At 61.2% G+C, this 24,661-nt stretch carries 25 protein-coding genes and 1 other RNA gene; 10 read left to right on the top strand and 16 right to left on the bottom strand.

All coding sequences use genetic code 11. The features are described from left to right. Positions 1 to 109: 109 nt before the first annotated feature. Entirely contained in the window at positions 110 to 985 is an 876-nt protein-coding gene (locus tag M2395_RS17645; protein ID WP_011059166.1) for a LysR family transcriptional regulator, read from the top strand. A gap of 78 nt (positions 986 to 1,063) precedes the next feature. On the opposite strand, the gene M2395_RS17640 is transcribed toward M2395_RS17645, so the two are convergent. The 3 genes from M2395_RS17640 to M2395_RS17630 form a co-directional block, all read right to left on the bottom strand. Next, positions 1,064 to 2,119: a hypothetical protein gene (locus M2395_RS17640; protein WP_123430054.1), complete on the bottom strand. Its 1,056-nt coding sequence runs from the start codon at positions 2,117 to 2,119 to the stop codon at positions 1,064 to 1,066. 102 nt (positions 2,120 to 2,221) lie between these two features. Then, positions 2,222 to 2,599, bottom strand: coding sequence for a RidA family protein (locus tag M2395_RS17635; RefSeq protein WP_015634090.1), 378 nt, complete (start codon positions 2,597 to 2,599; stop codon positions 2,222 to 2,224). Between the two features lie 26 nt (positions 2,600 to 2,625). Then, the gene (locus M2395_RS17630; protein ID WP_123430055.1) at positions 2,626 to 3,762 is read right to left on the bottom strand and encodes an FAD-binding oxidoreductase; all 1,137 of its coding nucleotides are present in this window, start codon (positions 3,760 to 3,762) and stop codon (positions 2,626 to 2,628) included. Positions 3,763 to 3,927: 165 nt separating this feature from the next. On the opposite strand from M2395_RS17630, the gene M2395_RS17625 reads away from it, so the two are divergent. Next, positions 3,928 to 4,557, top strand: coding sequence for a helix-turn-helix domain-containing protein (locus M2395_RS17625; protein WP_123430056.1), 630 nt, complete (start codon positions 3,928 to 3,930; stop codon positions 4,555 to 4,557). Positions 4,558 to 4,655: 98 nt separating this feature from the next. Here M2395_RS17625 and M2395_RS17620 read toward each other — a convergent pair whose 3' ends face one another. Together M2395_RS17620 and M2395_RS17615 are read right to left on the bottom strand one after the other, a co-directional pair. Then, positions 4,656 to 5,093: a GNAT family N-acetyltransferase gene (locus M2395_RS17620; RefSeq protein WP_053149000.1), complete on the bottom strand. Its 438-nt coding sequence runs from the start codon at positions 5,091 to 5,093 to the stop codon at positions 4,656 to 4,658. 293 nt (positions 5,094 to 5,386) lie between these two features. After that, positions 5,387 to 5,935 (bottom strand): GNAT family N-acetyltransferase, encoded by a 549-nt coding sequence (locus tag M2395_RS17615; protein WP_015634094.1) that lies wholly within the window; start codon positions 5,933 to 5,935, stop codon positions 5,387 to 5,389. 156 nt (positions 5,936 to 6,091) lie between these two features. Between M2395_RS17615 and M2395_RS17610 the strand changes: the two genes are divergently transcribed. Together M2395_RS17610 and M2395_RS17605 are read left to right on the top strand one after the other, a co-directional pair. Further along, on the top strand, positions 6,092 to 6,946 hold the full coding sequence (locus M2395_RS17610) for an AraC family transcriptional regulator (RefSeq protein WP_123430057.1): 855 nt from the start codon (positions 6,092 to 6,094) through the stop codon (positions 6,944 to 6,946). Between the two features lie 100 nt (positions 6,947 to 7,046). Further along, complete coding sequence (locus tag M2395_RS17605) at positions 7,047 to 7,571, top strand: helix-turn-helix domain-containing protein (RefSeq protein WP_123430058.1); 525 nt, start codon at positions 7,047 to 7,049, stop codon at positions 7,569 to 7,571. Between the two features lie 65 nt (positions 7,572 to 7,636). Here the strand turns inward: M2395_RS17605 and M2395_RS17600 are convergent, their stop codons facing one another. The 8 genes from M2395_RS17600 to M2395_RS17565 all read right to left on the bottom strand — a co-directional run bounded on the left by M2395_RS17600 (position 7,637) and on the right by M2395_RS17565 (position 17,034). Then, positions 7,637 to 8,023, bottom strand: coding sequence for a DUF6124 family protein (locus tag M2395_RS17600; protein WP_123430059.1), 387 nt, complete (start codon positions 8,021 to 8,023; stop codon positions 7,637 to 7,639). A 431-nt stretch (positions 8,024 to 8,454) separates the two neighbouring features. Then, positions 8,455 to 8,848, bottom strand: a transfer-messenger RNA (tmRNA) gene (gene ssrA, locus M2395_RS17595). 88 nt (positions 8,849 to 8,936) lie between these two features. Then, entirely contained in the window at positions 8,937 to 9,224 is a 288-nt protein-coding gene (locus M2395_RS17590) for a hypothetical protein (protein WP_015634102.1), read from the bottom strand. 210 nt (positions 9,225 to 9,434) lie between these two features. Next, positions 9,435 to 12,245, bottom strand: coding sequence for an FAD-binding and (Fe-S)-binding domain-containing protein (locus M2395_RS17585; protein WP_123430060.1), 2,811 nt, complete (start codon positions 12,243 to 12,245; stop codon positions 9,435 to 9,437). Further along, positions 12,242 to 12,913 carry a lactate utilization protein gene (locus tag M2395_RS17580; RefSeq protein WP_123430061.1) on the bottom strand — a complete coding sequence of 224 codons (672 nt, stop codon included), beginning with the start codon at positions 12,911 to 12,913 and terminating at the stop codon, positions 12,242 to 12,244. The genes M2395_RS17585 and M2395_RS17580 overlap by 4 nt, the downstream gene beginning before the upstream one ends. Then, positions 12,913 to 14,367 carry a LutB/LldF family L-lactate oxidation iron-sulfur protein gene (locus M2395_RS17575; RefSeq protein ID WP_123430062.1) on the bottom strand — a complete coding sequence of 485 codons (1,455 nt, stop codon included), beginning with the start codon at positions 14,365 to 14,367 and terminating at the stop codon, positions 12,913 to 12,915. The genes M2395_RS17580 and M2395_RS17575 overlap by 1 nt, the downstream gene beginning before the upstream one ends. Then, positions 14,364 to 15,188 carry a (Fe-S)-binding protein gene (locus M2395_RS17570; protein ID WP_015634106.1) on the bottom strand — a complete coding sequence of 275 codons (825 nt, stop codon included), beginning with the start codon at positions 15,186 to 15,188 and terminating at the stop codon, positions 14,364 to 14,366. Before M2395_RS17570 ends, M2395_RS17575 begins: the two co-directional genes overlap by 4 nt. A 151-nt stretch (positions 15,189 to 15,339) precedes the next feature. Continuing rightward, positions 15,340 to 17,034, bottom strand: coding sequence for a lactate permease LctP family transporter (locus M2395_RS17565; protein ID WP_123430063.1), 1,695 nt, complete (start codon positions 17,032 to 17,034; stop codon positions 15,340 to 15,342). A 261-nt stretch (positions 17,035 to 17,295) separates the two neighbouring features. On the opposite strand from M2395_RS17565, the gene M2395_RS17560 reads away from it, so the two are divergent. After that, positions 17,296 to 18,063, top strand: coding sequence for an FCD domain-containing protein (locus M2395_RS17560; RefSeq protein ID WP_015634108.1), 768 nt, complete (start codon positions 17,296 to 17,298; stop codon positions 18,061 to 18,063). An 81-nt stretch (positions 18,064 to 18,144) separates the two neighbouring features. Here the strand turns inward: M2395_RS17560 and smpB are convergent, their stop codons facing one another. Further along, on the bottom strand, positions 18,145 to 18,627 hold the full coding sequence (smpB, locus tag M2395_RS17555) for an SsrA-binding protein SmpB (RefSeq protein WP_011059180.1): 483 nt from the start codon (positions 18,625 to 18,627) through the stop codon (positions 18,145 to 18,147). 117 nt (positions 18,628 to 18,744) lie between these two features. On the opposite strand from smpB, the gene M2395_RS17550 reads away from it, so the two are divergent. Genes M2395_RS17550 through M2395_RS17540 form a run of 3 tightly spaced genes read left to right on the top strand, consistent with a single transcriptional unit; the run spans position 18,745 to position 20,897 of the window. Continuing rightward, positions 18,745 to 20,148: a sodium-dependent transporter gene (locus M2395_RS17550; RefSeq protein WP_123430064.1), complete on the top strand. Its 1,404-nt coding sequence runs from the start codon at positions 18,745 to 18,747 to the stop codon at positions 20,146 to 20,148. Positions 20,149 to 20,155: 7 nt separating this feature from the next. Further along, a complete protein-coding gene (locus M2395_RS17545; RefSeq protein ID WP_011059182.1) occupies positions 20,156 to 20,590 on the top strand; it encodes a type II toxin-antitoxin system RatA family toxin in 435 nt (144 codons plus the stop codon). After that, positions 20,583 to 20,897: an RnfH family protein gene (locus M2395_RS17540; RefSeq protein ID WP_123430065.1), complete on the top strand. Its 315-nt coding sequence runs from the start codon at positions 20,583 to 20,585 to the stop codon at positions 20,895 to 20,897. The genes M2395_RS17545 and M2395_RS17540 overlap by 8 nt, the downstream gene beginning before the upstream one ends. Positions 20,898 to 20,957: 60 nt before the next feature. Here M2395_RS17540 and M2395_RS17535 read toward each other — a convergent pair whose 3' ends face one another. Beyond that, a complete protein-coding gene (locus M2395_RS17535) occupies positions 20,958 to 21,485 on the bottom strand; it encodes an outer membrane protein assembly factor BamE (protein ID WP_011059184.1) in 528 nt (175 codons plus the stop codon). A gap of 98 nt (positions 21,486 to 21,583) precedes the next feature. Between M2395_RS17535 and fur the strand changes: the two genes are divergently transcribed. Further along, a complete protein-coding gene (gene fur / locus M2395_RS17530) occupies positions 21,584 to 21,988 on the top strand; it encodes a ferric iron uptake transcriptional regulator (protein ID WP_011059185.1) in 405 nt (134 codons plus the stop codon). Between the two features lie 94 nt (positions 21,989 to 22,082). Here fur and recN read toward each other — a convergent pair whose 3' ends face one another. Beyond that, complete coding sequence (gene recN / locus M2395_RS17525; RefSeq protein WP_011059186.1) at positions 22,083 to 23,756, bottom strand: DNA repair protein RecN; 1,674 nt, start codon at positions 23,754 to 23,756, stop codon at positions 22,083 to 22,085. A 250-nt stretch (positions 23,757 to 24,006) separates the two neighbouring features. Here recN and grpE point away from each other — a divergent pair, with 250 nt between their 5' ends. Next, the gene (grpE, locus tag M2395_RS17520) at positions 24,007 to 24,573 is read left to right on the top strand and encodes a nucleotide exchange factor GrpE (protein ID WP_011059187.1); all 567 of its coding nucleotides are present in this window, start codon (positions 24,007 to 24,009) and stop codon (positions 24,571 to 24,573) included. Positions 24,574 to 24,661 lie beyond the last annotated feature (88 nt).

Below are 24,661 nucleotides of genomic sequence, written 5' to 3'. Positions count from 1 at the left end.
TGCGGTTCTGGGAGGATTATGAGTCGGCCTTGTATTAAGTAAATCTAATAAATTTTAAGGTTGTTTAAGTAAAATTTAAGCTATGCCTTTGCCAGCAGGACGCGCCGCCATGAGCATCAAGATCTCCAATTTGCAGTTTTTCGTCGCGGTGGCCACCAGCCAGAGCCTGACCCAGGCTGCCCAGCGCCTGCACCGCACACCGGCAGCGGTGTCGCTCTCGCTCAAGCAACTGGAAGAGGAACTGGGCGGCGCCTTGTTCGAAGGCGAGCGCAAGAACCAGCTCAGCCCCCTGGGGCGTTTCGTGCTGCTGGAAGCCCAGCGCGAACTGGCGCATTTCGACCGCACCATCAGCACCATCAAGACCTACGCCAAGGCCGAGACCGGCCTGGTGCGGGTGGCGGCGGTGCCGTCCTTCGCCATCACCCTGCTGCCGCCGCTGCTCAAGCAATTCCATGAACAGCACCCGCAGTTCCACCTGGATATCCGCGACATGGATTCCGAGCGAGTGGTGCAAGCGGTGCTCAGCGGCGACGTGGACATCGGCATCGGCACCGTACCGGCGAGCATCCCCAACATCGATCAGGACTTCCTGTTCTCCGACGCCTTCTGCGTGGTCTGCGCCAGCGACAACCCCCTCAACCGCCTGGCGCGCCCGTTGCGCTGGAGCGACCTGGACGGGCAGAACTTCATCAACAGCGGCTTGGGCGCCGAGATCAACGCCGCCGAGTTCCGGCACATCCGCGACCACTCGACCCTCAGCGTCAGAAACACCACCTCCTTGCTGGCCCTGGTGGCCCAAGGCATGGGCGTGACCTTGCTACCGGAACTGCTCAGCCGTTCGGCAGCGGGGGACCAGCTGAATTTCCTGCGCCTGGAAGACCAGCGCATCGTGCGCTCGGTGAGCGTGATCACCGCCCCGCGAGAGACGTTGAACCATGCGTCCTATACCTTCTTGAAGGCGCTCAAGGGCAGTCGGTTTGCTTGAGCGGGCCGCTCCTACGGCACCGGGCTTGACTCAAGGCACCTGGGATGACTCCCGGGTGCCTGCTCCATCGAGCGATGCCTACGCCACCACCACCCGCCGTGGTCGCAGCCAGCCGATCACCACCGCGGCAATCAGCAGGAACCCCAGGTAGCCGAAGAACGGATAGACCTGCCCCACCAAACTGATAAAACCCACCAGGCTGCCGACAAACGCCAGGGCGCCGGCGGCGATGGAGCCGAGGCGGAACTGTCGGGTGCCCGCCGGAAACAGCCGCGCAGAAAAGGAGTACAGGGTGCCCACGGCGGTGTTGAGGATCATGCAGAAGATGATCAGCGCCATCAGCAGCCCCAGGACCGGGGATACTTCGCTGGCGATCGACAGCATGGGCATCGGCAGGTCCGCCACGCTGTCCAGGCGCGACAGCAGGCCCAGGCTCATCACCAGCATCAGCAGGCCCAGCAGCGCACCACCGAAAATGCCGCCCCACATCGCCTGTTTTTCGCCCTTGGCCGCGCCGCCCATGATCGCCAGGATCGGCACCCCGGCCACGATGTTATAGGAGACGTAGAGCAAGGCGCCCAGCAGCCAGTGGCTGGCGCCGGCTTCTTGTTTGGCCGCCAGTTGATTGAGTTCGCCGAAGCTCAGGTCGCGGGTCGCGGCGCCATACAGGGCCACGCCCACCGCGGTGATGATCAGGAAGGGCGTCACCGCGCCGATCATGCCGATGACCTTGTGCACGTCCAGGCACACGATGGCGACCACGATCAGCGTCACCAGTACGCTGCCGGCGATGGCCGGAATACCGAACTGCTGCTCCAGCAGGGCACCGCCACCGGCCAGCATCACCACGGTCACGGCGAACATGAAGAAGGTGATCATCAGGTCCACCAGGGCCCCCAGGTGCTTGCCGCACAGGGCCTGCACCACGTCCTTGTGCGACGCCGCTCGCAGGCGGCTGCCCATGCTGGCCAGGGCCATGCCGAGGAAGGTGAACAGCGCCGCGCTGACCACCGCACCCGCCAGGCCCCAGGCGCCGAAGTCGACGAACATCAACAGCAGTTCACGACCGGAGGCGAACCCCGCGCCGACAATCACACCGACGAAGGCGCCGGCGATCTTCAGACTTTCTTTCATGACGATTAGCCTCGATTTTTTGTTGTTATGTGGGGTGGACCACCCCGGCATTTATGGCCGTGGTGGTCCTGGGCATCGCACTTGAGGACTGGGGCGGGTGACTCAGTTTTCGCCGACCCAGGCCTGGACTTCGATCTCGACATCGACCCCCAGCGCCAGTTGGGCGCTGACGGTGGAACGCACCGGGAAACCGTTCTTGAAGTGGCGCTGGTAGACCTCGTTGAAGCCGGCGAAGTGCTGCATGTCGGTGAGCCAGACAGTGCTCTTCACCACCTGGTCGAAGCTGGCACCGCATTCGGCCAGGGTCTCGCCGATGCGCGCCAGGGCGGCTTCGGTCTGCACGCGGATGTCGCCGTGCACCACTTCGCCTTCGGCGCTCATGGGCACCTGGCCGGAGAGGAACAGGAAGCCGCCGACCCGGATCGCCCGGGAGAAGGGGTAGGGCAGGTGGCTGGGGTAACGCTGGATGTCATTGGACATGGCAAGGGCCTCGTGGGTTGGGTGGGTTAACGCAAGCGAGCGGGGGCCAGGGCCTGGGCATCGACGCCCTGGCTCAGCAGTTCTTCGGGGACCGGTTGCCCCAGCAGCAGGGCGCAGGCCAGTTGCGAGACGCCGGCCGCCGACTGGATGCCGTAGCCGCCCTGGGCGGCGAGCCAGAAAAAGCCTTCGCAACGGTCATCCCAGCCCACCACCAGATCGCCGTCGGCGACGAAGGAGCGCAGGCCGGCCCAGCTGTGGCGCGGGCGGCGGATGCTCAGGGAGGTGACGTTCTCGATGTGGTAGATGCCGGTGGCGATGTCCAGCTCTTCGGGCATCACGTCCTGGGGCGGCACCGGGTCGGCATTGGCCGGGGAGCCGAGCAACTGGCCGGCGTCGGGCTTGAAGTAGAAGCTTTCGTCGATGCCGATCACCGCCGGCCAGCGGCTGAAGTCTTCATCCGACGGGCCGTCGAAGGTGAAGGCGCTGCGCCGGCAGGGTTGCAGGCCGATGGGGGCCACGCCGCACAGCTGGGCCACGTCATCGACCCAGGCACCGGCAGCGTTCACCAGATTGCGCGCCTGCAGTGCGCGGCCATCACTGAGTGTGAGGTTCCAGTGGCGGTCTTCGCGGCTGGCCTCGACGATCTGTATGTCGCACTCCAGCAGCCCACCGGCGCGGCGCATGGCCCGCAGGAAGCCCTGGTGCAGCGCGTGCACGTCCAGGTCCTGGGCGGCGGTTTCCAGCATCGCCCCGGCGACGGTGTCGGGGCGCAGGCAGGGCACCAGGGCCCGGGCCTGCTCGGCCGTGATCAGGCGCACATTGGCGGAGCGGGCGCGGGTTTCATCGTAGGTTTGCTGCAATTGGTCCAGCTGTTCCTCGCTGGCCACGTACAGGCAGCCACGGGGTTCCATCAGCGGGTGTTCGCAGAAACCTTGCGGCGGCCGCTGGTAGAAAGCCCGGCTGGCGCGAGTCAGGGCCTGGATCTGCGGGGTGCCGTAGGCCTCCATGAACATCGCCGCCGAGCGCCCGGTGGCGTGATAGCCCGGCTGCGATTCACGTTCCAGCACCAGCACGCTGGCCTGCCCGGCCAGGCGATAGGCCAGGGAAGCACCGGCAATACCGGCGCCGATGATGACGAAGTCGAAGCATTGGGTGTCGTGCATGCCGGGGTTCCTGGATCGCTGGGAAATAACAGGGGTCAAAATTCTCACATACGAGAAATGTAAGATATGAGAATTTTCCAGTCAACCCGGGGTCATGGGTTAATATTTCGCCACGTGCCCCGGCTAGCGTCGCGGTTGCCCTTATTTGCCAGACAGAGAGCCTCAATGAGTTCCGACCGAGCCCAGCCCGCCTCGAGCTCCCACGCCCATCCACTGATCGACCGGACCCAGGTCGGCGCACGCCTGCGGACCATTCGTAAAAACCAGAAGCTGACCCTCAAACAGCTCTCGGAACGCTCCGGCGTGGCGCTGTCGACCCTGTCGAAAATGGAGCTGGCCCAGGTCTCGGTCAGCTACGAAAAACTCGCCGCAGCAGCCCGCGCCCTGGGCGTCGACATCGCCCGGCTGTTCACCCCCGCGCCGAACCTGATCCAGACCGGCGGCACCCAGGTGCAACCGACCGTGGTCAGCACTACCATCGCCGACGCCCCCGGCTACAGCACCGGCAACTACGACTACCACCCCATGGCCGGCGACTTTCCCGGGCGCAGCATGACCCCCATGTACGCGCGGATCTTTGCCCGCGAGCTGCAGCAGTTCGAGGATTACATCCGCCACCCCGGGCAGGAATTTGCCCTGGTGCTGTCGGGGCGTGTGCGAATCCAGTTCGAGACCGGAGAAGCCGTGAGCATTGGCCCGCAGGAGACTGCCTACTTCAACAGCAGCATTGGCCATATCTACCTGGCGGAAGGGGATGAGGATGCGGAAGTGATGGTGGTGATGTCGGAGCGCTGAAGCCCCTGATCATCCTCTGCGCCCTCCTGAGCCATAAGCGGTTGGAGTTGAAGGTAATTAGAACTGTTGTGCAACGCTCGAATTGTATTTGGCGCAGTTCAAATCCTGATCCTCGCCAGCATATCTTCGCCGTCTGCATCCATACCAACCTCGACAAACCCGAAACTGGAGTAGAACCCTTTAGCTACGATGTTGTTGGGGTTGTAGCAGATTTCAATTTCTTCCAAATCCGCGATCTGTTTTATTTCATGTAGGGCGAGGCCCAGCGCTACTCTACCGATGGATTTTCGCTGATGTTCTTTGTCCACCATAAAGCGCCAGATAGAAACTTTGCCTTTTGACTCTTGCACCCACATAAAGAAGCCTACGGGCTCTCCATCCGCGATGATGGCGCGTGTGAAGTAACCTGGGTTGTACGCAGCCTCAACGAGCGACCAGGTATTACTTGCCACGTAGTCTTCCTGTTCTTCAGTAACCTCCAGTTCACAAATCGCTTCATAGTTTTTTTGCGTTACTTGGGTAAGCGAGATTTTCATAAGTCTCCTGAACTGGGGTGTGGATAAGGCTCAATTAACTTTCACGGGCATTCAGTTCCTCCTGCGCCTTCGCCAGCAGCGCCACGAACAGTTCGGCGCTGTCCTGCGGCAGGCTTCGCACTCTAGCTGTTGCAGTTCGCGGCAGTGCTGGGGCGGCGTGGGATTCCGGTTAGCTCTCCGTGCAGTTCCAAGTAAGGTTTGAACTCCTCTGCGGCGTTCGTGCGGTATACGTCGTCACCAGGCTGCGTCCGTCGGTTGTGGCCGACATTCACCGGTACCTTTGGTTTGTGCCCTTACTCTTTCGTATGGTCCAGCCATTCTTGGTAGGTGATACGGCTAATGTGTTCTGTCCGATAGTCTTGGAGGAACTGGTTGTATTTGTTTTCTTCCGTGTGATGAAAGCGAAAGCCACACTTGGATTGAGCAGCATAGGACTGGATGTTGTTGGCGAAGTAACCACACCAAAGTGCTTTGAGATTCAGGTTTTCAAAGGCGTGTCGCATCACTTCACGTACTGCTTCCGGAGTCAGGCCTTTGCCCCAGTACGGCACGCCGATCCAGTAGGCGATTTCCCCTTCCTGCTCACTGATTTCAAAATTGCTGTTGCTGCCTATGAGAATGCCCACACAACCAACAGCACGGCGATTTTCCTTCAGTTCGACCGCGTACACCTCGGGGTGATTGAAGACCGTACGGATGATGTCGGCACTGTTCTCCACACTGGTATGGGGGGGCCAGCCAGCGATGGGACCGACTCGGGCGTCTTTGGCATATTCGTATAGATCGGCGGCGTCTGTGGCCTGCCAGGGGCGAAGCAAGAGTCGTTCTGTTTCAAGTGTCATGTCCTGTACCCGAATGGATTGGTTCGTTCGGGACAGAGTATTGGGAGACAGATCATCGGTACACGCCAGTACCTCGGCTTTTTCGGTACTTTTCGAAACAGCTGCGCCAAGCGGTGATAGGCTTTTAGCTCTTGTTTGTTGTAGCGCTGGGGCACTATGCATCACATTCCGAAACTTTCCGCTCCTGACGACTCGATGCGGATGGGAGAAACCACGCTAGCGGAAGGGCTCGGTTTACCGCTCTCCTTCGGTCACGCTTACTTGACGCTACTGGTATGCCTCTGCGGTAGTGCCCACTTCACACTTAACTTCAAAGAGCATGCGGTTAGGCGCGGTGGTGTGATGCTGCTGGCTGAGGACACTATTGCCTTGCTCAAACGTCGCTCGCGCCGCTTCAAGGTGTTTTTCTGCCTTATGCCGAAAAGTTTTGCCGCAGAGGTTGCCTACCCGCTACCCAATACCTTGTTCGTATTTCTGCATGACCATCCTCATTGCATTCCATCCAAGGACGACATGCCGCTGATAGAGAGCTGGGTGACGCAGATGCGGAACATTGCGCAGACCTGTCCCACCTACCAACGCATCATGTTGCGCAATCAGCTGCAGAACCTCTTTCTGAAAATAGCCGAGCAACTTCCAGCCAACCAGATAGAAAACAGGGGATTCAGCCGGAAGGAAATGCTCAGTTGGCGCTTCTGGGAATTGATAGGCAAACATTGTGTGCGCCACAGAGATGTGAAGTTCTACGCCGACGCACTGAATATCACGCCGTTCTACCTGTCGCAGTTGACAAAAGCGTTTTTCAATGACACTCCCAAGGGCCTGATCGATCGGCAGGTAACCTTGGAGATCAAGGCTCTTCTTTCATACAGTGACTTGGCTATTGGCCGTGTGGCCGACGAACTGAACTTCGTCGACGCGTCTTACTTGTGTCGCTACTTCAAGCGCCAAACGGGAATTTCGCTCTCCCGTTATCGTAAGCACAAGAGAGAGGAGGGGGAGCAGGACTGACCTGCAATCGGAATAGAGAAGGGAAGGCGCACTATGGAAAAGGTTTCCCTCCTGGATATAACACTGATTCCAGCGCGCGATCGGTTGTCCATAGGACGAGCTGACCCTCAAACAGCTCTCGGAACGCTCCGGCGTAGCGCTGTCGACCCTGTCGAAAATGGAGCTGGCCCAGGTCTCGGTTAGCTACGAAAAACTCGCCGCCGCGGCCCGCGCCCTGGGCGTCGACATTGCCCAACTGTTTAGCCCGGCGCCGAACCTGATCCAGACCCGCAGCGCCCAGGTGCAACCGACCGTGGTCAGCACCACCATCGCCGACGCCCCCGGCTACAGCACCGGCCACTACGACTACCACCAGGTGGCCGGCGATTTTCCCGGGCGCAGCATGACCCCCATGTACGCGCGGATCTTTGCTCGCGAGCTGCAGCAGTTCGAGGATTACATCCGTCACCCCGGGCAGGAATTTGCCCTGGTGCTGTCGGGGCGTGTGCGGATTCAGTTCGAGACCGGGGAAGCGGTGAGCATTGGCCCGCAGGAAACGGCCTACTTCAACAGCAGCATTGGCCATGTCTACCTAGCGGAAGGGCAGAAGGGTGCGGAGGTGATGGTGGTTATGTCGGAGCGCTGAAGCCCCCACTCATCAAGCGACAGCACGACAGACTGTGCTGCCGCGTCGTGTTGTCGCGGGAAGTTCTACTTCAGCGTTGGCCTGTGGCGACTACCGTCGAGCAAGGCATCCACCACGGCCCGGGCCATCTCCACCGAGTGCACCAGGGACCAGATCAGACCGCGCTCGATGCCACTGCCGCGTTCGGTGATTTCATCGGAAACCTCTTCGGCGCTTTTCAGCAGCAGGGAGACGTGGAGCAGGGCTTCTTCGGCGCTGATGCCGCCGCGTACCGAGAACAGAGAATCGCGACTCACCGGGGTACTGATGGTTTGCTTCAGTGACTGGATCAGAGAGGCATCGGCAGGCTGAAGTGACAGCTTCTGCCGGATCTGCTGATTGGCCAGATCGTGCTCGGGGTTTCTGCCGCGCTGGGCAGCTGTGAGGGGCGGATCGGGGACGAGCTTTTTCATGGCGTAACTCCTAATCGATGGTAGGAGCCTTCACCGTCGCTGCTAAACGATGGGGTGGCGGCCGTTCGCAGGTTAGCAGTACCGGTCGATTAGGAACCCGGCGCACCCGAAGATGCCCTGCGCACGGCCGCCATAAAACGGAGCCCAAAAACGCCACGTAGATGGCGGCGCTGTGCGCCTAATCGATTGCGGGCTGCTAAACCCGGTCACTGAATGTGCAGTGACGGATCGAGGCTAGCCAGCGGGTACACCAGGCGCAAGCGGCTAGGAGTTTCTAGGAAAGTTCGCACAATAGAAAGAGACTTAACGCTGCTTTGGGGCAACCAATGCTCGGTCCGTGAAAGCGGGGAGGGGCGGTTGGCGATGGTGGCGGAACGTTAAGGCCAGAAACAACAAAGCCCGCACAAGGCGGGCTTTGTTGGTGCTTCGTTTGGTGGAGCCGGGGGGATTTGAACCCCCGTCCGCCAGTACTCCGCTGTCGGTACTACATGCTTAGCCGTGTCTATTGAGTTAACCCTCAGCGACCCGACGGGCAGGGTGCTTTGGGCGAGTTGTGTAAGTTTTAGCCGCTTCGTCCACAACGTACTGCACGGCGATTCTGTTCTATATGACAATCATTTTGGGTTTACAGACATCCCCTGATGATTGCTGGACCCGAAGGTACCAGGGGGGAAGGGCTAAGGCTGCTTACGCAGCGAGAGCGTAATCCCCGTAGGTTTCGTCATTGGCAACTATAGGAAGTTGCAACAGTGGATTTACGAGTTCTGTTACCAACTCGGCATGCACCTAAAGTTTCGCAACCGGCGTCGAATCCTAAACGGCCCCGAACCTGTTGTGCATTACCAACAGGTGGACGGATTCTACGCTAACCGAGGCCAGAAGGCCAACCCGAAGGTTGGCCCAATGCATCGGCCTACTGATCGCCCTTGGTGTTGTTCTGCAATTGCTGGATGGCCTGGGTGGTCAGGGAGATGCAGTTCTTGGTGCCTTCCTCGGTGCCTTTGGCGTGTTCGGCGGTGGCTTGCTGGACCTTGGCGTCGATGTCGCTGCTCAGGTCCGAGCTCATGGCTTCGGTGCTGACCTTGGCATCCTTGATTTTTTGCAGGTTGATCTGGCACAGGTCCTCTTGCCCGGCGGCAAACACCGGGGAGGCCAGCATCGCGGCGGTAATGAACAGTCCAGCCAGTGCGGAACGCTTCATGGTTATCTCCTTGATCGCAGGGGCTCGGTGTTGCCGGTCAACAGGGCCGGCTGCCGAGTGGGCTAAGCCCTTTTTTGCGGGCCTAGAAAATGGACTGTAGCCGCGCTCTGGGGTTCTGTTTTTTTTTCGAAGAAATGAAAAAGCCAGGGGCGTCTTCCGCCAGGCACAAAAAAGGGGCGAAAACGCCCCTTGGTTGCGCGATTCGATGGCTCAGACCGCCTTGGCCCGGGTGACCCGATCCACCAGGTAGACCAGCCCGTGATAGTCGATCCCGCCATGCTGGCTGAGGCCGATTTCACAGGTGCGGCTGGTGGAGATGCCTTCGCTGCAATACTGCACCGCGTCCTTGAGGCTGCGTAGGGAGTGGGCATTGAGTTCCGGGGTGGTGAAACCCTTGTCGCCGGCGAAACCACAGCAGTGGATGCCTTCGGGGATCACCACGTTGTTGCTGCAACGCCGGGCCAGTTCGATCAGCGCCTGGCTCTCGCCCAGGTGCTGGGTGCTGCAGGTGACGTGCACCGCGATCGGCGCTTCCTGGGGGGTGAACTCCAGGCGCTCCAGCAGGTGGGTGCGGATGAAACGCACCGGGTCGTAGAGGTCCAGGCGCACGTCCCCCAGGTCTTGCACCAGGCGCAGGGTGCAGGGGCTGGTGTCGCAGTAGATCGGGTCGAGGCCGCCACGGCTGGCGTGGAGCAGGGCTCCGATCAGTTCCTGGCGCTTGTCCTCGGCCTGGGTGGCGTAGCCCTTGGAGGCGAACGGCTGGCCGCAGCACAGGTTGTCCAGGTTGTCCGGCAGCACCACTTGGTAGCCGGCCTTTTCCAGCAGGCCGCGGGTTTTCTCGTAGAGCGAGCTCTGTTCCTTGTCCCCCGCCGCCGGCCCCATGACCCGCGACACACAGGCCGCCAGGTACACCACCCGTGGACGCGAATCGCTCACCGTCGGGCTGAAGCGAATGGCCTTCTCCGGCTGCGGCATGGCGTTGCTCCACTGCGGCACCCGGCCTTTGGACAGACGCGTCAGGCTGGCCGACAGCTTGCTCAGGCGCGGTGCGCCCAGGAGCATGCGCGCGCCGTTGGCCACGTGCAGGGTGAAGCGGGCGCCCTGCAAGGTGCTGGCGAAGTGTGAGCCGAGCCAGTCGGCGGTGCCGCTGTGGGTGGCGTGCTCGCCGCGCAGTTTTTTCACCAACTCGCCGGTGTTGATGCCCACCGGGCAGCGCTGGGCGCACAGCCCGGTGGCGGCGCAGGTGTCGATGCCCTGGTACTGATAGGCCGCTTCCAGTTCCGTGGTGTCGATGCCGGCCCGTTTGCGTGCCTGGATGTCGCGCCAGATGACGATGCGCTGGCGCGGGCTCAGGGTCAGCCCCTTGGACGGGCACACCGGCTCGCAGAAGCCGCACTCGATGCACTTATCCACAATCTCGTCGGCCGCCGGCAGTGGCTTGAGGTGCTTGAGGTGGATCTGCGGATCTTCGCTGAGCACCACGTCCGGGTTGAGGATGCCGTTGGGGTCCAGCAGGCGCTTGAGCTGCCACATCAGCTGGTAGGCATCGCTGCCCCATTCTAGCTCGACGAAAGGTGCCATGTTGCGCCCGGTGCCGTGCTCGGCCTTCAGCGAACCGCCGAATTCCACCGCCACCAGTTGCGCCACGTCGTCCATGAACGCCTGGTAGCGGTTCACTTCCTCGCTGCTGTTGAAGCCCTGGGTGAAGACGAAGTGCAGGTTGCCCTCCAGGGCGTGGCCGAACAGGATCGCTTCGTCGTAGTGGTGCTTGTCGAACAGCTCGATCAGGCGGTTGACGCCGATGGCCAGCTGTTCCACGGGGAAGGTCACGTCTTCGATGATCACTGTGGTGCCGGTCTTGCGCACCGCGCCTACCGCCGGGAAGGTGTCCTTGCGGATCGCCCAGAGCTTGGCGTTTTCCTGCGGGTCTTCAGTGAAGTCCACCTGCTTTTCCACCGGGAAGGCGGCCAGGGAATTCATGATCTGCGCCAGTTGCTCATGCAGCAGTGATGAGGACGCGGCGCGGGACTCGATCAGCAGCGCGCAGGCGTTGGCCGAGAGTTGCTGGACGAAGGCCGGCATGCCGGGCTTGTCCTGCACCGAACGCAGGCTGCGGCGGTCCAGCAGTTCCACCGCCGACACCGGCTGGCTCTTGAGCACGGTCACCGCGTTGCAGCAGGTTTCCACATCGGGAAAGACGATCAGCGCCGACGCCTTGTTCGGGTGGTCGATCACCGTGTCGTAGGTCACCGCGCTGATAAAGCCCAGGGTGCCCTCGGAGCCCACCAGCAGGTGGCTGAGGATGTCCAGCGGCTCGTCGAAATCCACCAGGGCATTGAGGGACAGGCCGGTGGTGTTTTTCAGCCGGTATTTGTGGCGGATTTTCGCGGCCAGTTCACTGTTGGCACGGGTGCTGCGGCCCAGTTCGGCCAGGCGCTCCAGCAACGGACCATGGCTGGCGCGGAAGGCGGCGATGCTGACCTCATCCTCGGTATCCAGACGCGTGCCATCGGCCAGTACCAGGCGAATGCCGGCCAGGGTGTGATAGGTGTTCTGCGCGGTGCCGCAGCACATGCCGCTGGCGTTGTTGGCGACGATGCCACCGATCTTGCAGGCGTTGATCGAGGCCGGATCGGGGCCGATCTTGCGCCCGAAAGGTGCCAGCCAGGCATTGGCCTGGGCGCCAATCACACCAGGCTGCAGACGAATCTGCGTACCCTGGTGGCGAATCTCCTTGCCGTTCCAGTTATCCCCCAGAACGATCAGCACCGAGTCGCTGATGGCTTGCCCGGAAAGGCTGGTGCCCGCCGCGCGGAAGGTCACCGGCACCCGGTCGCGCTGGGCCAGCTGGAGCAGGGTCACCACTTCATCTTCGGATTCGACGCGGATCACCAGCTTGGGGATCAGTCGGTAGAAGCTGGCGTCGGTGCCGAAGGCCAGGGTCGAGAGCGGGTCGTCGAAGCGCCGCTCCGGGGGGATCAGTTGCTGGGCGTCACGCAGAAAAGCGGTCGGTAGGCTCATTGGTCCTCCAGGATCAGCACCACCAGGTCTTTCGGGCCGTGGGCGCCGTAAGCCAGGACTTGCTCGATATCAGCGGTCTTCGACGGGCCGGATACCAGCAGCGCGTTGGTCGGCATGCCGGCGGCCCAGTTCATCTGTTGCTGCACCTGATAGAAGTTGTCGCGGATCTCGCTGGCCTTGAGCAGGGCGAAATGCACCGGCGGCACCAGGCTCATCAGCCGCGGCTCTTCCCGGGTCGGCCAGAGGATCAGGCTGCCGGTGGCGGCGATGGCGCCCAGGGTGGTAGTGAGGCTGGCCGGGGTGTCGTTGAACAGCTCGGCTTTCCATTCTTCCACCGGGCGGTCGTAGGCCTTGAGCGCCGGCAGTTGCGGCTGCTCGGCCCAGTACTGGGTGACCCGCTGGCCGTGGGGCGTGCTCGGGGCGATCAGCAGGCTGGGCAACTGGCGTTCCTGTAGCAGGCGGGCCAGCAGCTCCGGCCAGTCGGCGGCGGTGCTCAGGTGAATCTCGGTGTGCACCGCTTCCATCTGTTTGCGCAGTTGCGGGATGCGTTGTTCCGCGCTGTAGGTGTAAGGCTCGGTGACCAGCGCCTCGTCGAAGTTATCCACAATCGGCGTGGTGCCGCTCAGGCTGTTGCGCAGCTTGGCGAGGATGTTGTGTTTCGCGCTCATCAGCGGTCTCCCTGCGTGTCCAGGTGCTCACGGGCCAGATCATGCAGCGACCGGGCGGCGGGTTTGGGCGCACTGTGGTTCTGCGTCCAGGGGCCGACCTTGCTCGGGGTGAGGGCGCGCAGCCGGGTGGCGGCCAGGGTGAACAGGCGATACAGGCGCGGTGAGCTGTTGAGACGGGCCCAGGCGTTCCAGATGAAACGTTCCTTGCGCGAGTACTTGCTGCCCTGGCCGCGCATTACTTGATGGGGGCTGTCGGGGGGCTTGACGTTTTCTTCCCGCAGTCGGCGCAGCAGCGCCGGGATCGGGATCTTCACCGGGCAGACTTCGCCACAGGCGCCGCACAGTGACGAGGCGCTGGGGTGATCCGGCACCTTGGCCAGACCGACCATGTGCGGGGTGATGATCTTGCCGATCGGCCCCGGGTAGACCTCGCCATAAGTGTGGCCGCCGACCCGGGTGTAGACCGGGCAGTGGTTCATGCAGGCGCCGCAGCGGATGCAGTTCAGGGTCTGGCGCAGTTCGCTGTCGGCAAACGCCTGGCTGCGGCCGTTGTCCAGCAGCACCAAGTGCACTTCCTGGGGGCCGTCGAGCTCATGCTCTTTGCGCGGGCCGGAGATCATGTTGACGTAGGTGGTGATGGGCTGGCCCAGGGCCGAGCGGGTCAGCAGTGAAAGCAGCGGCACCACGTCCCGCAGGTTCTCGACGACTTTCTCGATCCCGGTGACGGCGATGTGCACTGGCGGCACGGTGGTGGACATGCGCCCGTTGCCTTCGTTTTCCACCAGCAGCAGGGTGCCGGTCTCGGCCACGGCGAAGTTGACGCCGGAGACGCCGATATCGGCTTCGAAGAATTTCTGCCGCAAGACCTTGCGACCGATCTGAATGAGTTGGTCAACGTCCTTGGTGTACTCCACGCCGAGTTTGTCGTGGAACAAGGACGCGACCTGACCGGCATTCTTGTGGATCGCCGGCATAATGATGTGTGAAGGCTTCTCGTGGTCGAGCTGGACGATGAACTCGCCCATGTCCGACTCAAGGCATTCAATGCCTTGTTCAGCGAGGACATGGTTCATTTCCATCTCTTCGCTGACCATCGATTTGCCCTTGATCACTTGCCGCGCCTCGTGAGCGCGGATGATCGAGAGGACGATGCCATTGGCCTCGTCCACCGTTTCCGCCCAGTGCACTGTCACACCGTTGCGGGTCAGGTTCTGTTCCAGGCGCTCGAGCAGGTCGGGCAGCTTGGATAACGCCCGGGCGCGAATCGCGTTGCCCAGGGCGCGTAGGTGTTCTCTTTCGTGGGCATCGCTGAACGAGGCCGCACGCTTGGCCATGAGTGAGTCCATGGCGCTGCGAAAGTTGTTTCGCAGTTGTTTGTCCCCCAGGGCTTCGTGGGCCCGGGTTCGGAAATCGTCCGCCACGTTGGTGGTCGGAATCAGCTCTGGGGTGCTCATTGTGCACCTCCAGTACGTTGCCAGAGGAAACTCGCCAGGTGTTGGCCGCGCAATGCCTCTTGTTGTTTCTCCAGCGCGCCGTTGATGTTCATCAAGCAGCCGCAGTCGGCACTCAGTACCTGATGCGCGCCGGATTCCTTCAGCGCCCGGGTCTTGTCCGCGACCATGGCGCCGGAGATGTCCGGCATTCGGACGCTGAAAGTCCCGCCAAAGCCACAGCATTCGCTTTCGTGGCTGTGTTCTACCCGTTCCACGTTGCTCAGCTGTGACAACAACTCACGGCCGTGCAGGTGGGTGTTCATTTCCCGGCGTGCCGAGCAGGAGGTGTGCAAGGCCACCTTGACCGGAGCGCCACTGTCCTTGAGCTGCACCTTGCACACGTGCAGGAGGAACTCGGCCAGTTCATAGGTGCGGGCGGCCAGGGCCTGCACTTGTTGCAACGTCTCGGGCTCGTCCTTGAACAAGTCCGCGTAATGCTCGCGCAGCATGCCTGCGCAGGAACCCGACGGCACCACCACCGGATAGTCGCCGGCAAACAGCGCCAGTTGCGAGCGGGCCACGGTGCGCGCCTGCTCGGTGTAACCCGAGGTGTAGGCCGGTTGTCCGCAGCAGCTTTGCCCTTGCGGGTACTCCACGCGAATGCCTTCGCGCTCCAGCAGGTGAATCGCGTCCATCCCGGCTTCGGGATAGAACAGGTCGACCACACAAGTGCCGAACAGGTAGACCCGCGACGGCTTCGCGCTGGGGTACTGCCGGGGTTCGGCCAGCGGCGGTGCGACACGGGTCGCATTGGGCACGGCGTTGTAGAAAAGCTCGCTCATCAGGCGTGTCTCCGGGTGGTCCCGGTTATTCGTCCGTCGAGGCGGCTGAAAGATAAACCAGCAAGCTTTCAGCAGCCTTGCAGACCGGGTGGTGAATGACTGACGCCGCGGGTGAGGGCGGCGTCGGTTCCATCGGTGTCGCAGGTGTTGCTTAGTGCACCAGCATGCCGGTGAACCAGTAGGCCTGGGCCAGGGTGATCAGACCGACAATAGTGGCAAAGAACAGACTGTGCTTGAGGGTGAAGCGGAACAGGTCCGATTCCTTGCCCACCAGGCCGGTGGCGGCGCAGGCCACGGCGATCGATTGCGGCGAGATCATTTTGCCGGTCACGCCGCCGCTGGTGTTGGCCGCGACCAGCAGGGTGTCATTGACCCCGATCTGGTGCGCGGTGGTGGCTTGCAGCGAGCTGAACAGAGCGTTGGACGAGGTATCGGAACCGGTGAGGAACACCCCGAGCCAGCCCAGGAACGGCGAGAAGAACGGGAATGCTGCCCCCGTCGCCGCCAGGACCAGGGCCATGGTCGAAGACATGCCCGAGTAGTTGGTGACGAAGGCGAACGCCAGCACCATGCCGATGGATAGGATCGGCCAGCGCAGCTCGTAGAAGGTCTCTTTCAAAGTGGTCAGACCAGTTTTGAAGTTAATCTTCAGCACCAGCATGGAGATCAGCGCGGAGAAGAAAATCGCCGTGCCAGTGGCGGAGATCGGGTCGAGCTTGAACACCGCCGGGATGGCCGTTGGCGTGGTCACGATCGGCGCCATCTTGATCACCAGCTGATCCAGATGCGGGATGGCGAAGTTGAACACCCAGCCGTACATCGAGCCGCCGGCGGCGAACATCGCCTTGAAGGGCTTGAGGGTCCAGATGGTCACCAGCACGGTGAGGATCAGGAACGGCGACCAGGCCTTGAAGATCTGGCCCAGGCTGTAGGGTGAGGCCTGGGTTTGGCGTGGCTGGCCGAAGCCACCGGCACTGGCGGTGATGGCCGCGCTGGAGGTGGCACCGGCAATCTGCGCGCCGGCGGTGCGCTTGGGCTGCCAGATTTTCAGGAACAGGGTCAGGGAGATCAGGCTGGCCAGGGCCGAGGTGATATCCGGCAGTTCCGGGCCGATGAAGTTCGAGGTGAAGTACTGGGTGACGGCGAAGCTCAGGCCTGCCACCAGAGCGGCCGGCCAGGTCTCTTTGACGCCACGCATGCCGTCCATCATGAACACCAGCCAGAACGGCACGAACAGCGACAGCAGCGGCAGTTGGCGGCCGGTCATGGCGCCGATCTTGAAGGCGTCGATGCCCGTCACCTGGCCGGCGACGATGATCGGAATCCCCAGGGCGCCGAAGGCCACGGGCGCGGTGTTGGCGATCAGGCACAGGCCGGCGGCGTACAGCGGGTTGAAGCCCAGGCCCACCAGCAGGGCGGCGGTGATCGCCACCGGCGCGCCAAAGCCGGCAGCCCCTTCAAGGAAGGCGCCGAAGCAGAAACCGATCAGCAGCACCTGCAGGCGCTGGTCGTCGGTGATCGACAGCACCGAGCTGCGGATGATTTCGAACTGGCCGCTCTTCACGGTCAGCTTGTAGAGGAAAACGGCGGCGACAATGATCCAGGCGATGGGCCACAGACCGTAGGCAAATCCATAGCCAGCGGCAGCGAGGGCCATGTCGGCGGGCATCTGGAAGGCGAAGATCGCCACCAGGATCGACAAGGCCAGGGTGATACTCCCGGCGACGTGTCCTTTGAGACGGAACACGGCCAGAGCCAGGAAGAAAAACACGATCGGGATAACGGCGGCGAGGGCGGACAGGCCGAGGCTGCCAAGCGGGCTATAGAGCTGTTGCCAGGTTTGCATAATGGGGTGGCCCCTAATTGTTGTTGGTCAGGCACTGCTAGCGTCTTGGTTAATTGGTAAGACCAATTTACAATCGCTGTTGGCTAGGGTAAAAGCCTTGTGCTCGGTGTGTCAATTTGCCGCCCTAAAACTTTTGTCGAATGCGCTATGGCGCGGGCATCTGATCGGTGCAAATGGCCGTGTTCTGACAGGTGTTGGCGCGCCATGAATAGGCCAGAATAGAGCCCCCCGGCGAAGGGTCGGGAGGGTGGAGAGTGAGTTATGGGGTTTGATCAGATACGCCAGCGCCGTTTGTCCGACGATATCGTCGAGCGTCTGGAAGGGATGATTCTTGAAGGCACCTTGACGGCCGGCGAGCGGCTGCCGGCCGAGCGCGCCCTGGCCGAGCAGTTTGGTGTCTCCCGGCCCTCACTGCGCGAGGCGATCCAGAAGCTCACGGCCAAGGGGCTGCTGATCAGCCGCCAGGGTGGCGGCAACTACGTGGTGGAATCCCTGGGCTCGACCTTCAGCGATCCTTTGCTGCACCTGTTGGAAAACAACACGGATGCCCAGCGCGATCTGCTGGAGTTCCGTCATACCCTGGAGGCGTCTTGCGCTTATTACGCGGCGTTGCGCGCGACGGCGGTGGATCGTGAGCGACTGACTCAAGCCTTCGAGGAGCTGCAGGATTGTTATTCCCGCTCCGACGATGTCAGTCGTATCGAAGAAGGCGCGGCGGATGCCAAATTCCACCTGGCAATTGCCGAGGCCAGCCACAACGCCGTGCTGCTGCACACCATCCGCGGGCTGTTCGACCTGCTCAAACGCAACGTGGTGACCAACATCGGTGGCATGTACAAGCAGCGCACGGAAACCCGCGACATGCTGATCAGCCAGCACCGCGACCTGTACCAGGCAATTATCGAAGGGCGGGCCGAAGAGGCGCGGGAAATCTCCAGCCGGCACATTCTCTATGTGCAGGAAGTGCTCGAAGAAGTGCGTCAGGAAGTGCAGCGAGTGGCCCGGGCCGAACGGCGCAAGGGCATGTAATGCAAATCGCCGGCAAGCCGGCTCCTACCTGGGTGTTGTAGGAGCCGGCTTGCCGGCGAAAGCGACCTCAAGGCAGGAAGATCAGTCTTCCTTGCCCTTGGTCCGCACCGCACGCTGCAGTTCGCGATCGGAATCGCGCTCGCGTTCGGTATGACGCTTGTCGTATTCCTTCTTGCCCTTGCCCAGTGCGATCTCACACTTGACCAGGTGCTTGCTCCAGTAGAGCGAAAGGCATACGCAGGCATAACCCTTCTGTTGCACGGCGGCAAACAGCTTTTCCAGCTCGCGCTGGTTGAGCAGCAGCTTGCGCGAGCGCGTAGGGTCGGCAATGACGTGGGTGCTGGCGGTGGTCAATGGCGTGAAGTGGCTGCCGAGCAACCAGGCTTCACCATCCTTGAGCAGCACATAACTGTCCACCAGCTGTGCCTTGCCTGCACGCAGACTCTTTACTTCCCAGCCGGCCAGGACCATGCCAGCCTCGAACCGATGTTCGATGAAGTAATCGTGACGCGCCTTTTTATTTTGCGCGATGGTCCCTGTTGGGTGTTTCTTCTGTTTAGCCATAGGGGCGGCATTATAGGGAGTTGCGCGCGCGTCGGCTACGGTGACGCAGCGTGCTTGAGCAGGTTGATTGAATCCCGGACAATGCGGCCTCTTTTTTTTCGGTTGGGCGCGTTAACGATGTCGACAGACAGGGTCTCTGTCCACGGCGGCTGGGCAAGCCGCTGGGTCTTTATACTCGCTGCAACTGGTTCGGCCGTGGGCCTGGGGAGTATCTGGAAATTCCCCTACATGGTCGGCGTCTATGGTGGTGGTGCCTTTGTCCTGGTGTTTCTGGCGTGTATTGCGCTGATCGGGTTGCCGGTGATGCTGGCGGAAACCCTGATTGGCCGTCGTGCGCGACAAAGTCCGGCGAATGCCCTGAAGGTGCTGGCCCTGGAGGCCGGGCACTCGGCCAAGTGGTCCTGGGGCGCCTTTGCCGGAATGATCACGGCGCTGCTGATTCTCTCCTTCTATAGCGTGGTGGGTGGTTGGTCCCTGGACTACATCATCGATATGGGGCGTGGCGACTTCCAAGGGGTTGCAGCGGACCAGGTCGGGGCATATTTCGCTGCAGTGACTGCCGATCCCTGGCGCCTGACCTTGTGGCACACGCTGTTCATGCTGCTGTCGGCGCTGGTGATTGCCAAGGGTGTGGTGGCCGGGCTTGAGCGCAGCCTGCGGGTCATGATGCCGCTGCTGTTCGTGATGCTGTTGGTGCTGCTGGGCTACAGCATGACCACCGGGCATTTCATGCAGGGCCTGCATTTCATGTTCGACTTCAGCCTGGACCGGCTATTGGATGGGTTGCTGCCGGCCATGGGGCATGCGTTCTTTTCCCTCAGCGTGGGGGTCGGCTCGATCATGATCTATGGCGCCTACATGCCCAAGCATTCGTCCCTGTCTGGCACTGTGGTCGGGGTGGCGCTGCTGGATACCTTCGTTTCCCTGGTGGCTGGGATGGCCCTGTTCCCCATTGTATTTGCCGCCGGGCTGAACCCCAGCGAAGGGCCGGGGCTGATGTTCATCAGCCTGCCGTTTGCCTTCGGGAATGTGGCGTTCGGCCAGCTTATGGGCGTAGTGTTCTTTATCCTGGTGGCGATCGCTGCCTGGAGTTCGGCCATTTCCTTGTTGGAGCCGATGGTGGCTTATCTCGTCGAGAGGACTAAAATCCGCCGCGGCTGGGTGACATTCTGGCTGGCGTTCAGTTGCTGGTTCGTGGGATTGGGAACGGTGTTCTCTTTCAACATCTGGCAACAGGCCAAATTTTTCGTGAACGAAGGCGGCGTTTTTCATCTCTACCAATGGGGCGCGGCCGGCGGTCTGGACTTCTTTGGTGTGATCGACTTTTTCACCTCGCGGATCATGTTGCCTCTTGGCGGTTTGTGCTTCGTGGTATTTGCAGGTTGGGTGATGGGCCGTGAGGCAGTTCGTGATGAGCTGTCGTTACGTAGCCCGCTGTTGTTCGCTCTGGCCTTGTTTTTGATGCGCTATGTGGCGCCCGTCGGCATTCTTGTGGTGTTTGCCGCCCAGTTGTGGAAATGAAGCTCACATGACGACCCATATTCAACGTTCGGCCCTTCTGCCCTATCCGGCGCAGTTCCTTTACGACCTGGTCAATGACGTGGCCCGGTACCCGGAGTTTCTGCCCTGGTGTTCGTCGGCCGAGGTGCTGGAAAGCAGCGAAGAGCGGATGCGCGCGAGCCTGGCGGTGGCCAAGGGCGGCATGAGCCAGCGCTTCGTGACCTGCAACAATCTGGTGCCGGGGCAGTCGATCGAGATGAATCTGGAGGAGGGGCCATTCAATCAGTTGCATGGCGTGTGGGTGTTCAAGCCGCTGGGCGAGAAGGCCTGCAAGATCAGCCTTGATCTGTCTTTCGATTATGCGGGGCCTTTGGTTCGAGCGACCTTGGGGCCGCTGTTCAACCAGGCGGCGAATACCCTGGTGGACGCTTTCTGCCAGCGGGCCAAGCAGTTGCATGGCTGAGCCGATGATTTCGATTGAGGTGGCCTACGCGGCTGTCGATCGCCAGGCGTTGATCAGTGTGCAGGTGCCCCAGGGGGCGACGCTGCGTGCAGCCTTGCAGGCCTCAGCCATCGGGCAACAGTTTCCCGAACTGGATCTGGCGGCTTGTCCAGTGGGGATCTTCGGCAAGCAGGTCAGTGACCCTGAACAGCATGTGATTCAGGCGGGGGATCGGATCGAGGTCTATCGCCCATTGCTGGCCGATCCGAAAGAGGTTCGGCGTCTGCGGGCGGCGAAAGCGGCCGAGGCACGCAAGCGCGAATCGTGATTGATGGTGACAGGCAATAAAAAGCCCGGGCATGCCCGGGCTTTTTTATTTCGGCACAAATTATTCCGGCGAAGTATCCAGTGGTTCAGGCGTAGGAACTGGCACGGTTTTCACGCCATCCACGTCCTTCTGGATCTGGTCGAGCAGCGAGCCAGGCTTGGCTGGTTTCTCGGCTTTTGGTTTCTCGACGTTCTCGGCAGGCGCTGTCACGGTGTTGGCGCTGTCCTTGCCCAGCAGGGCTTCGTCGCGGCTTACACCTGGCATGAAGTCACCGGCCAAGCTGACCAACTGGTCGTTGCCGTTGAAGATCAGGCTCACGCGTTCCTGTTGGCGTTCACCACCACCAGGCTGCAGGCTGTAGAGATAATCCCAGCGATCGGCATGGAACGTGTCGGTCAACAGAGGGTTGCCCATGATAAACCGTACTTGCCGTCGGGTCATTCCGGGGCGCAACTGGTCTATCATGTCCTGCGTGACGACATTGCCCTGCTGGATGTCGATTTTGTAAACCCCGGGGAATGAACAACCGGCGAGTGCGAGCAGTCCCACGAAGGTGAAACTGGTTAGCAAGAGCTTGGTGTTTTGCATCGGTGGGCGACTTCCACTATCTTGGCTGGGACAACGTAAACCCCGATCATACCCGCATTAAGAGAAGCTGCGAAGCAGCATCGGCGAGAAAGCTGACCATGGTTGAAAATAGCGAACTACGTAAAGCCGGCCTCAAAGTGACTCTGCCACGAGTCAAAATTCTACAAATGCTCGATTCCACCGAGCAGCGGCACATGAGCGCTGAGGATGTCTACAAGGCGCTGATGGAAGCTGGTGAGGATGTGGGTCTGGCCACGGTTTACCGTGTACTGACTCAATTCGAAGCAGCCGGACTGGTGGTACGCCATAATTTTGATGGCGGTCACGCTGTATTCGAGCTGGCGGATGGCGGTCACCACGACCATATGGTCAACGTGGAGTCTGGTGAAGTGATCGAATTCTTCGACGAAGAAATCGAAAAGCTTCAGAAGGCGATTGTCGAAAAGCACGGTTTCGAGTTGGTGGATCACAATCTTGTGCTGTACGTGCGCAAGAAGAAGTAAGCCCCTCACGCGGCGTTTATCGTCGTGAAACGATCGAAGGCGACCCTAGGGTCGCCTTCGTGTTTTGTGCCTATATAAAAGAAGCGCTGAAGGTTCAGGCCTTGGCGGTCACCACCATTTTCTTGGCGTGGGCCAGAGACTCCTTGGTCAGGTCGATGCCGCCGAGCATCCGCGCCACCTCCTCGACCCTCTCATTCTTGCCCAGCTTGGATACTGCGGTATGAGTGGCATCGCTGCCGCGCACCTTGTGCACGAACAGATGCTGATGCCCCTGGGCGGCGACTTGCGGCAGGTGTGTCACGGTCAATACCTGGCCGCGTTCGCCGAGGCGGCGCAGCAGCTGGCCGACGATCTCGGCTGTCGGGCCGCCAATCCCCACGTCGACTTCGTCGAATACCAATGTGGGAACCCGCGAGGTCTGCGCGGTGATGACCTGGATCGCCAGGCTGATACGTGACAGCTCACCGCCGGACGCGACTTTCGCCAGGGCCTTGAGGGGTTGCCCGGGGTTGGCACTGACCAGCAGTTCCACCTGCTCCAGGCCGTTGGGCAGCAGTTCATCGCTGCTGTTGGCGCGCAGCTCGATGGTGAAGCGCCCTCCGGGCATGCCCAGGCGCTGGATTTCCTGCTCCACTGCGCTGGCCAGGCTGGTCGCGGCCTGCTGGCGCAACTGGCTCAGTTCCTGGGCTTTCTCCTGATAATGACGAGCGAAGGATTGCAGCTCTTCGCCCAGCCGTTCGATGGATTCGTCATTGGCGTCCAGAGTCTCTATTTCATCCAGCAGGGTTTGCTGCATGGCGGCGAGTTCGAAGGGCTGGATGCGATGTTTGCGCGCCAGGGTATAGATGGCGTCGAGGCGTTCTTCGAGTTGTTGCAGGCGTGCTGGATCAGCGTCGAAGTGGTCAAGGAAGCGATTCAACTCGCCCACGGCTTCTTCGACCTGGATCTGCGCGCTGGCCAGCAGGTTGGTGGCCTCGCCCAGGGAGCCCGAGGAGTTGCCGATGCTCGACAGGCGGTTGAGGCTGACAGTCAGGGCGTTCAGGACATTGCCTGAATCACTTTCGCTGCATTGCTCCACCACCTGGCGGCAGATGCCCAGCAGGGTTTCGGCATTGGTCAGGTTCTTGTGCTCCTGCTCCAGCTGTTCGAGTTCATTTTCCCCGAGCCCGAGGTTTTCCAGTTCTTCGAGCTGGTAACTGAGCAGTTGATGGCGAGCGCGCTGCTCGTCGCCGGAGTTGGACAGGCGCTCCAGCTCCAGGCGGGTCTGGCGCCAGCGCTGCGCAGCCAGTTGCACCTGGCGCGCCAGGTCGGTTGCGCCGGCGTACTCGTCCAGCAGGCGCCTATGGGTATCGGTCTTGAGCAGCGACTGGTGTTCATGCTGGCTGTGGATATCGATCAGCAGTTCGCCCAGGGCTTTCAAGTCTCCGAGCGGGCAGGGCGTACCGTTGATATAGCCGCGGGAACGTCCTTCTGCCGTGATGACCCGACGCAGGATGCACGGGCCGTCAGTGTCCAGGTCACGCTCGGCCAGCCAGGCGTGGGCCTCGGGGATATCCGCCAGATCGAAGGTGGCGAGGATATCGGCCTTGTCGGCTCCGGGGCGTACCACGCCGCTGTCGGCACGATCACCCAGGGTCAGGCCGAGCGCGTCGAGCATGATCGACTTGCCGGCACCGGTCTCGCCGGTAATGACGCTCATCCCGCGATCGAGTTCCAGATCCAGGTGTTCGACGATGGCGTAATTGTGTACGGACAGGTGCACCAGCATTAAGGCCGCTCCCAAACTAGATGTCTGGTTATTTATACAGTGTTTTGTTTCGAGCTGACAATGCTTTCCCTTAGCTCGATTTGCTTGGTCGTTCTGGCTTTTTAGTGCGCTCGGTAATGTCCACATACAGGATTTATCGGGTCGGAACGACTTTTGCTGTGGCTGCGGACTTGAACCTTGAAAATGCGACCCCATATAGCTGGGCAGAAGAGTGAGCCCGGCTCACAGACGATATTGAAAGGAGAATTTCATGGCTGACGAACAGACGCTGGATACGCAAAATCTAGACGCCAATCAGGCTCCCGAGGCATCGGGTGATGACCTGGCGGCTCGTGTACAAGTGCTCGAAGAGCAACTGGCTGGCGCGCAGGATCAGGCTTTGCGTGTTGCTGCCGATCTGCAGAACGTCCGCCGCCGCGCTGAGCAGGACGTGGAGAAAGCTCACAAATTCGCGCTGGAGAAGTTTGCCGGCGACCTGCTGCCGGTGATCGACAGCCTGGAGCGTGGCCTGGAGCTGTCCAACCCGGACGACGAAAGCATCCGCCCGATGCGTGAAGGCATCGAGCTGACCTTGAAGATGTTCCACGACACCCTCAAGCGTTATCAGCTGGAAGCCATCGATCCACACGGCGAACCCTTCAACGCTGAACAGCATCAGGCCATGGCCATGCAGGAAAGCGCGGATGTCGAGCCGAACAGTGTTCTGAAAGTGTTCCAGAAGGGCTACCAGCTCAACGGTCGCCTGCTGCGCCCGGCCATGGTCGTGGTCAGCAAGGCCCCTGCACCGGTTTCGCCTTCGATTGACGAAAAGGCTTGAAAACGGCTGTAGAGCCCCCATTTATCAGTCAAGCGTTTAAGTGCTACCGCAGTTTGCCACCACAGCTGCGGCATCCAAATCCAAAGTT

Origin of the sequence: Pseudomonas sp. BIGb0176 (genome assembly GCF_024810175.1) — a bacterium.
GTDB lineage: Bacteria > Pseudomonadota > Gammaproteobacteria > Pseudomonadales > Pseudomonadaceae > Aquipseudomonas > Aquipseudomonas protegens.
The sequence above is the reverse complement of the archived record's forward strand: the minus strand, read 5'-3'. Positions and strand labels throughout refer to the sequence as shown.

Coding starts and splice junctions, on each gene's coding strand:
- M2395_RS17645 (WP_011059166.1), top strand. CDS start 110: ATGAGCATCAAGATCTCCAATTTGCAGTTTTTCGTCGCGGTGGCCACC.
- M2395_RS17640 (WP_123430054.1), bottom strand. CDS start 2,119: ATGAAAGAAAGTCTGAAGATCGCCGGCGCCTTCGTCGGTGTGATTGTC.
- M2395_RS17635 (WP_015634090.1), bottom strand. CDS start 2,599: ATGTCCAATGACATCCAGCGTTACCCCAGCCACCTGCCCTACCCCTTC.
- M2395_RS17630 (WP_123430055.1), bottom strand. CDS start 3,762: ATGCACGACACCCAATGCTTCGACTTCGTCATCATCGGCGCCGGTATT.
- M2395_RS17625 (WP_123430056.1), top strand. CDS start 3,928: ATGAGTTCCGACCGAGCCCAGCCCGCCTCGAGCTCCCACGCCCATCCA.
- M2395_RS17620 (WP_053149000.1), bottom strand. CDS start 5,093: ATGAAAATCTCGCTTACCCAAGTAACGCAAAAAAACTATGAAGCGATT.
- M2395_RS17615 (WP_015634094.1), bottom strand. CDS start 5,935: ATGACACTTGAAACAGAACGACTCTTGCTTCGCCCCTGGCAGGCCACA.
- M2395_RS17610 (WP_123430057.1), top strand. CDS start 6,092: ATGCATCACATTCCGAAACTTTCCGCTCCTGACGACTCGATGCGGATG.
- M2395_RS17600 (WP_123430059.1), bottom strand. CDS start 8,023: ATGAAAAAGCTCGTCCCCGATCCGCCCCTCACAGCTGCCCAGCGCGGC.
- M2395_RS17590 (WP_015634102.1), bottom strand. CDS start 9,224: ATGAAGCGTTCCGCACTGGCTGGACTGTTCATTACCGCCGCGATGCTG.
- M2395_RS17585 (WP_123430060.1), bottom strand. CDS start 12,245: ATGAGCCTACCGACCGCTTTTCTGCGTGACGCCCAGCAACTGATCCCC.
- M2395_RS17580 (WP_123430061.1), bottom strand. CDS start 12,913: ATGAGCGCGAAACACAACATCCTCGCCAAGCTGCGCAACAGCCTGAGC.
- M2395_RS17575 (WP_123430062.1), bottom strand. CDS start 14,367: ATGAGCACCCCAGAGCTGATTCCGACCACCAACGTGGCGGACGATTTC.
- M2395_RS17570 (WP_015634106.1), bottom strand. CDS start 15,188: ATGAGCGAGCTTTTCTACAACGCCGTGCCCAATGCGACCCGTGTCGCA.
- M2395_RS17565 (WP_123430063.1), bottom strand. CDS start 17,034: ATGCAAACCTGGCAACAGCTCTATAGCCCGCTTGGCAGCCTCGGCCTG.
- M2395_RS17560 (WP_015634108.1), top strand. CDS start 17,296: ATGGGGTTTGATCAGATACGCCAGCGCCGTTTGTCCGACGATATCGTC.
- smpB (WP_011059180.1), bottom strand. CDS start 18,627: ATGGCTAAACAGAAGAAACACCCAACAGGGACCATCGCGCAAAATAAA.
- M2395_RS17550 (WP_123430064.1), top strand. CDS start 18,745: ATGTCGACAGACAGGGTCTCTGTCCACGGCGGCTGGGCAAGCCGCTGG.
- M2395_RS17545 (WP_011059182.1), top strand. CDS start 20,156: ATGACGACCCATATTCAACGTTCGGCCCTTCTGCCCTATCCGGCGCAG.
- M2395_RS17540 (WP_123430065.1), top strand. CDS start 20,583: ATGGCTGAGCCGATGATTTCGATTGAGGTGGCCTACGCGGCTGTCGAT.
- M2395_RS17535 (WP_011059184.1), bottom strand. CDS start 21,485: ATGCAAAACACCAAGCTCTTGCTAACCAGTTTCACCTTCGTGGGACTG.
- fur (WP_011059185.1), top strand. CDS start 21,584: ATGGTTGAAAATAGCGAACTACGTAAAGCCGGCCTCAAAGTGACTCTG.
- recN (WP_011059186.1), bottom strand. CDS start 23,756: ATGCTGGTGCACCTGTCCGTACACAATTACGCCATCGTCGAACACCTG.
- grpE (WP_011059187.1), top strand. CDS start 24,007: ATGGCTGACGAACAGACGCTGGATACGCAAAATCTAGACGCCAATCAG.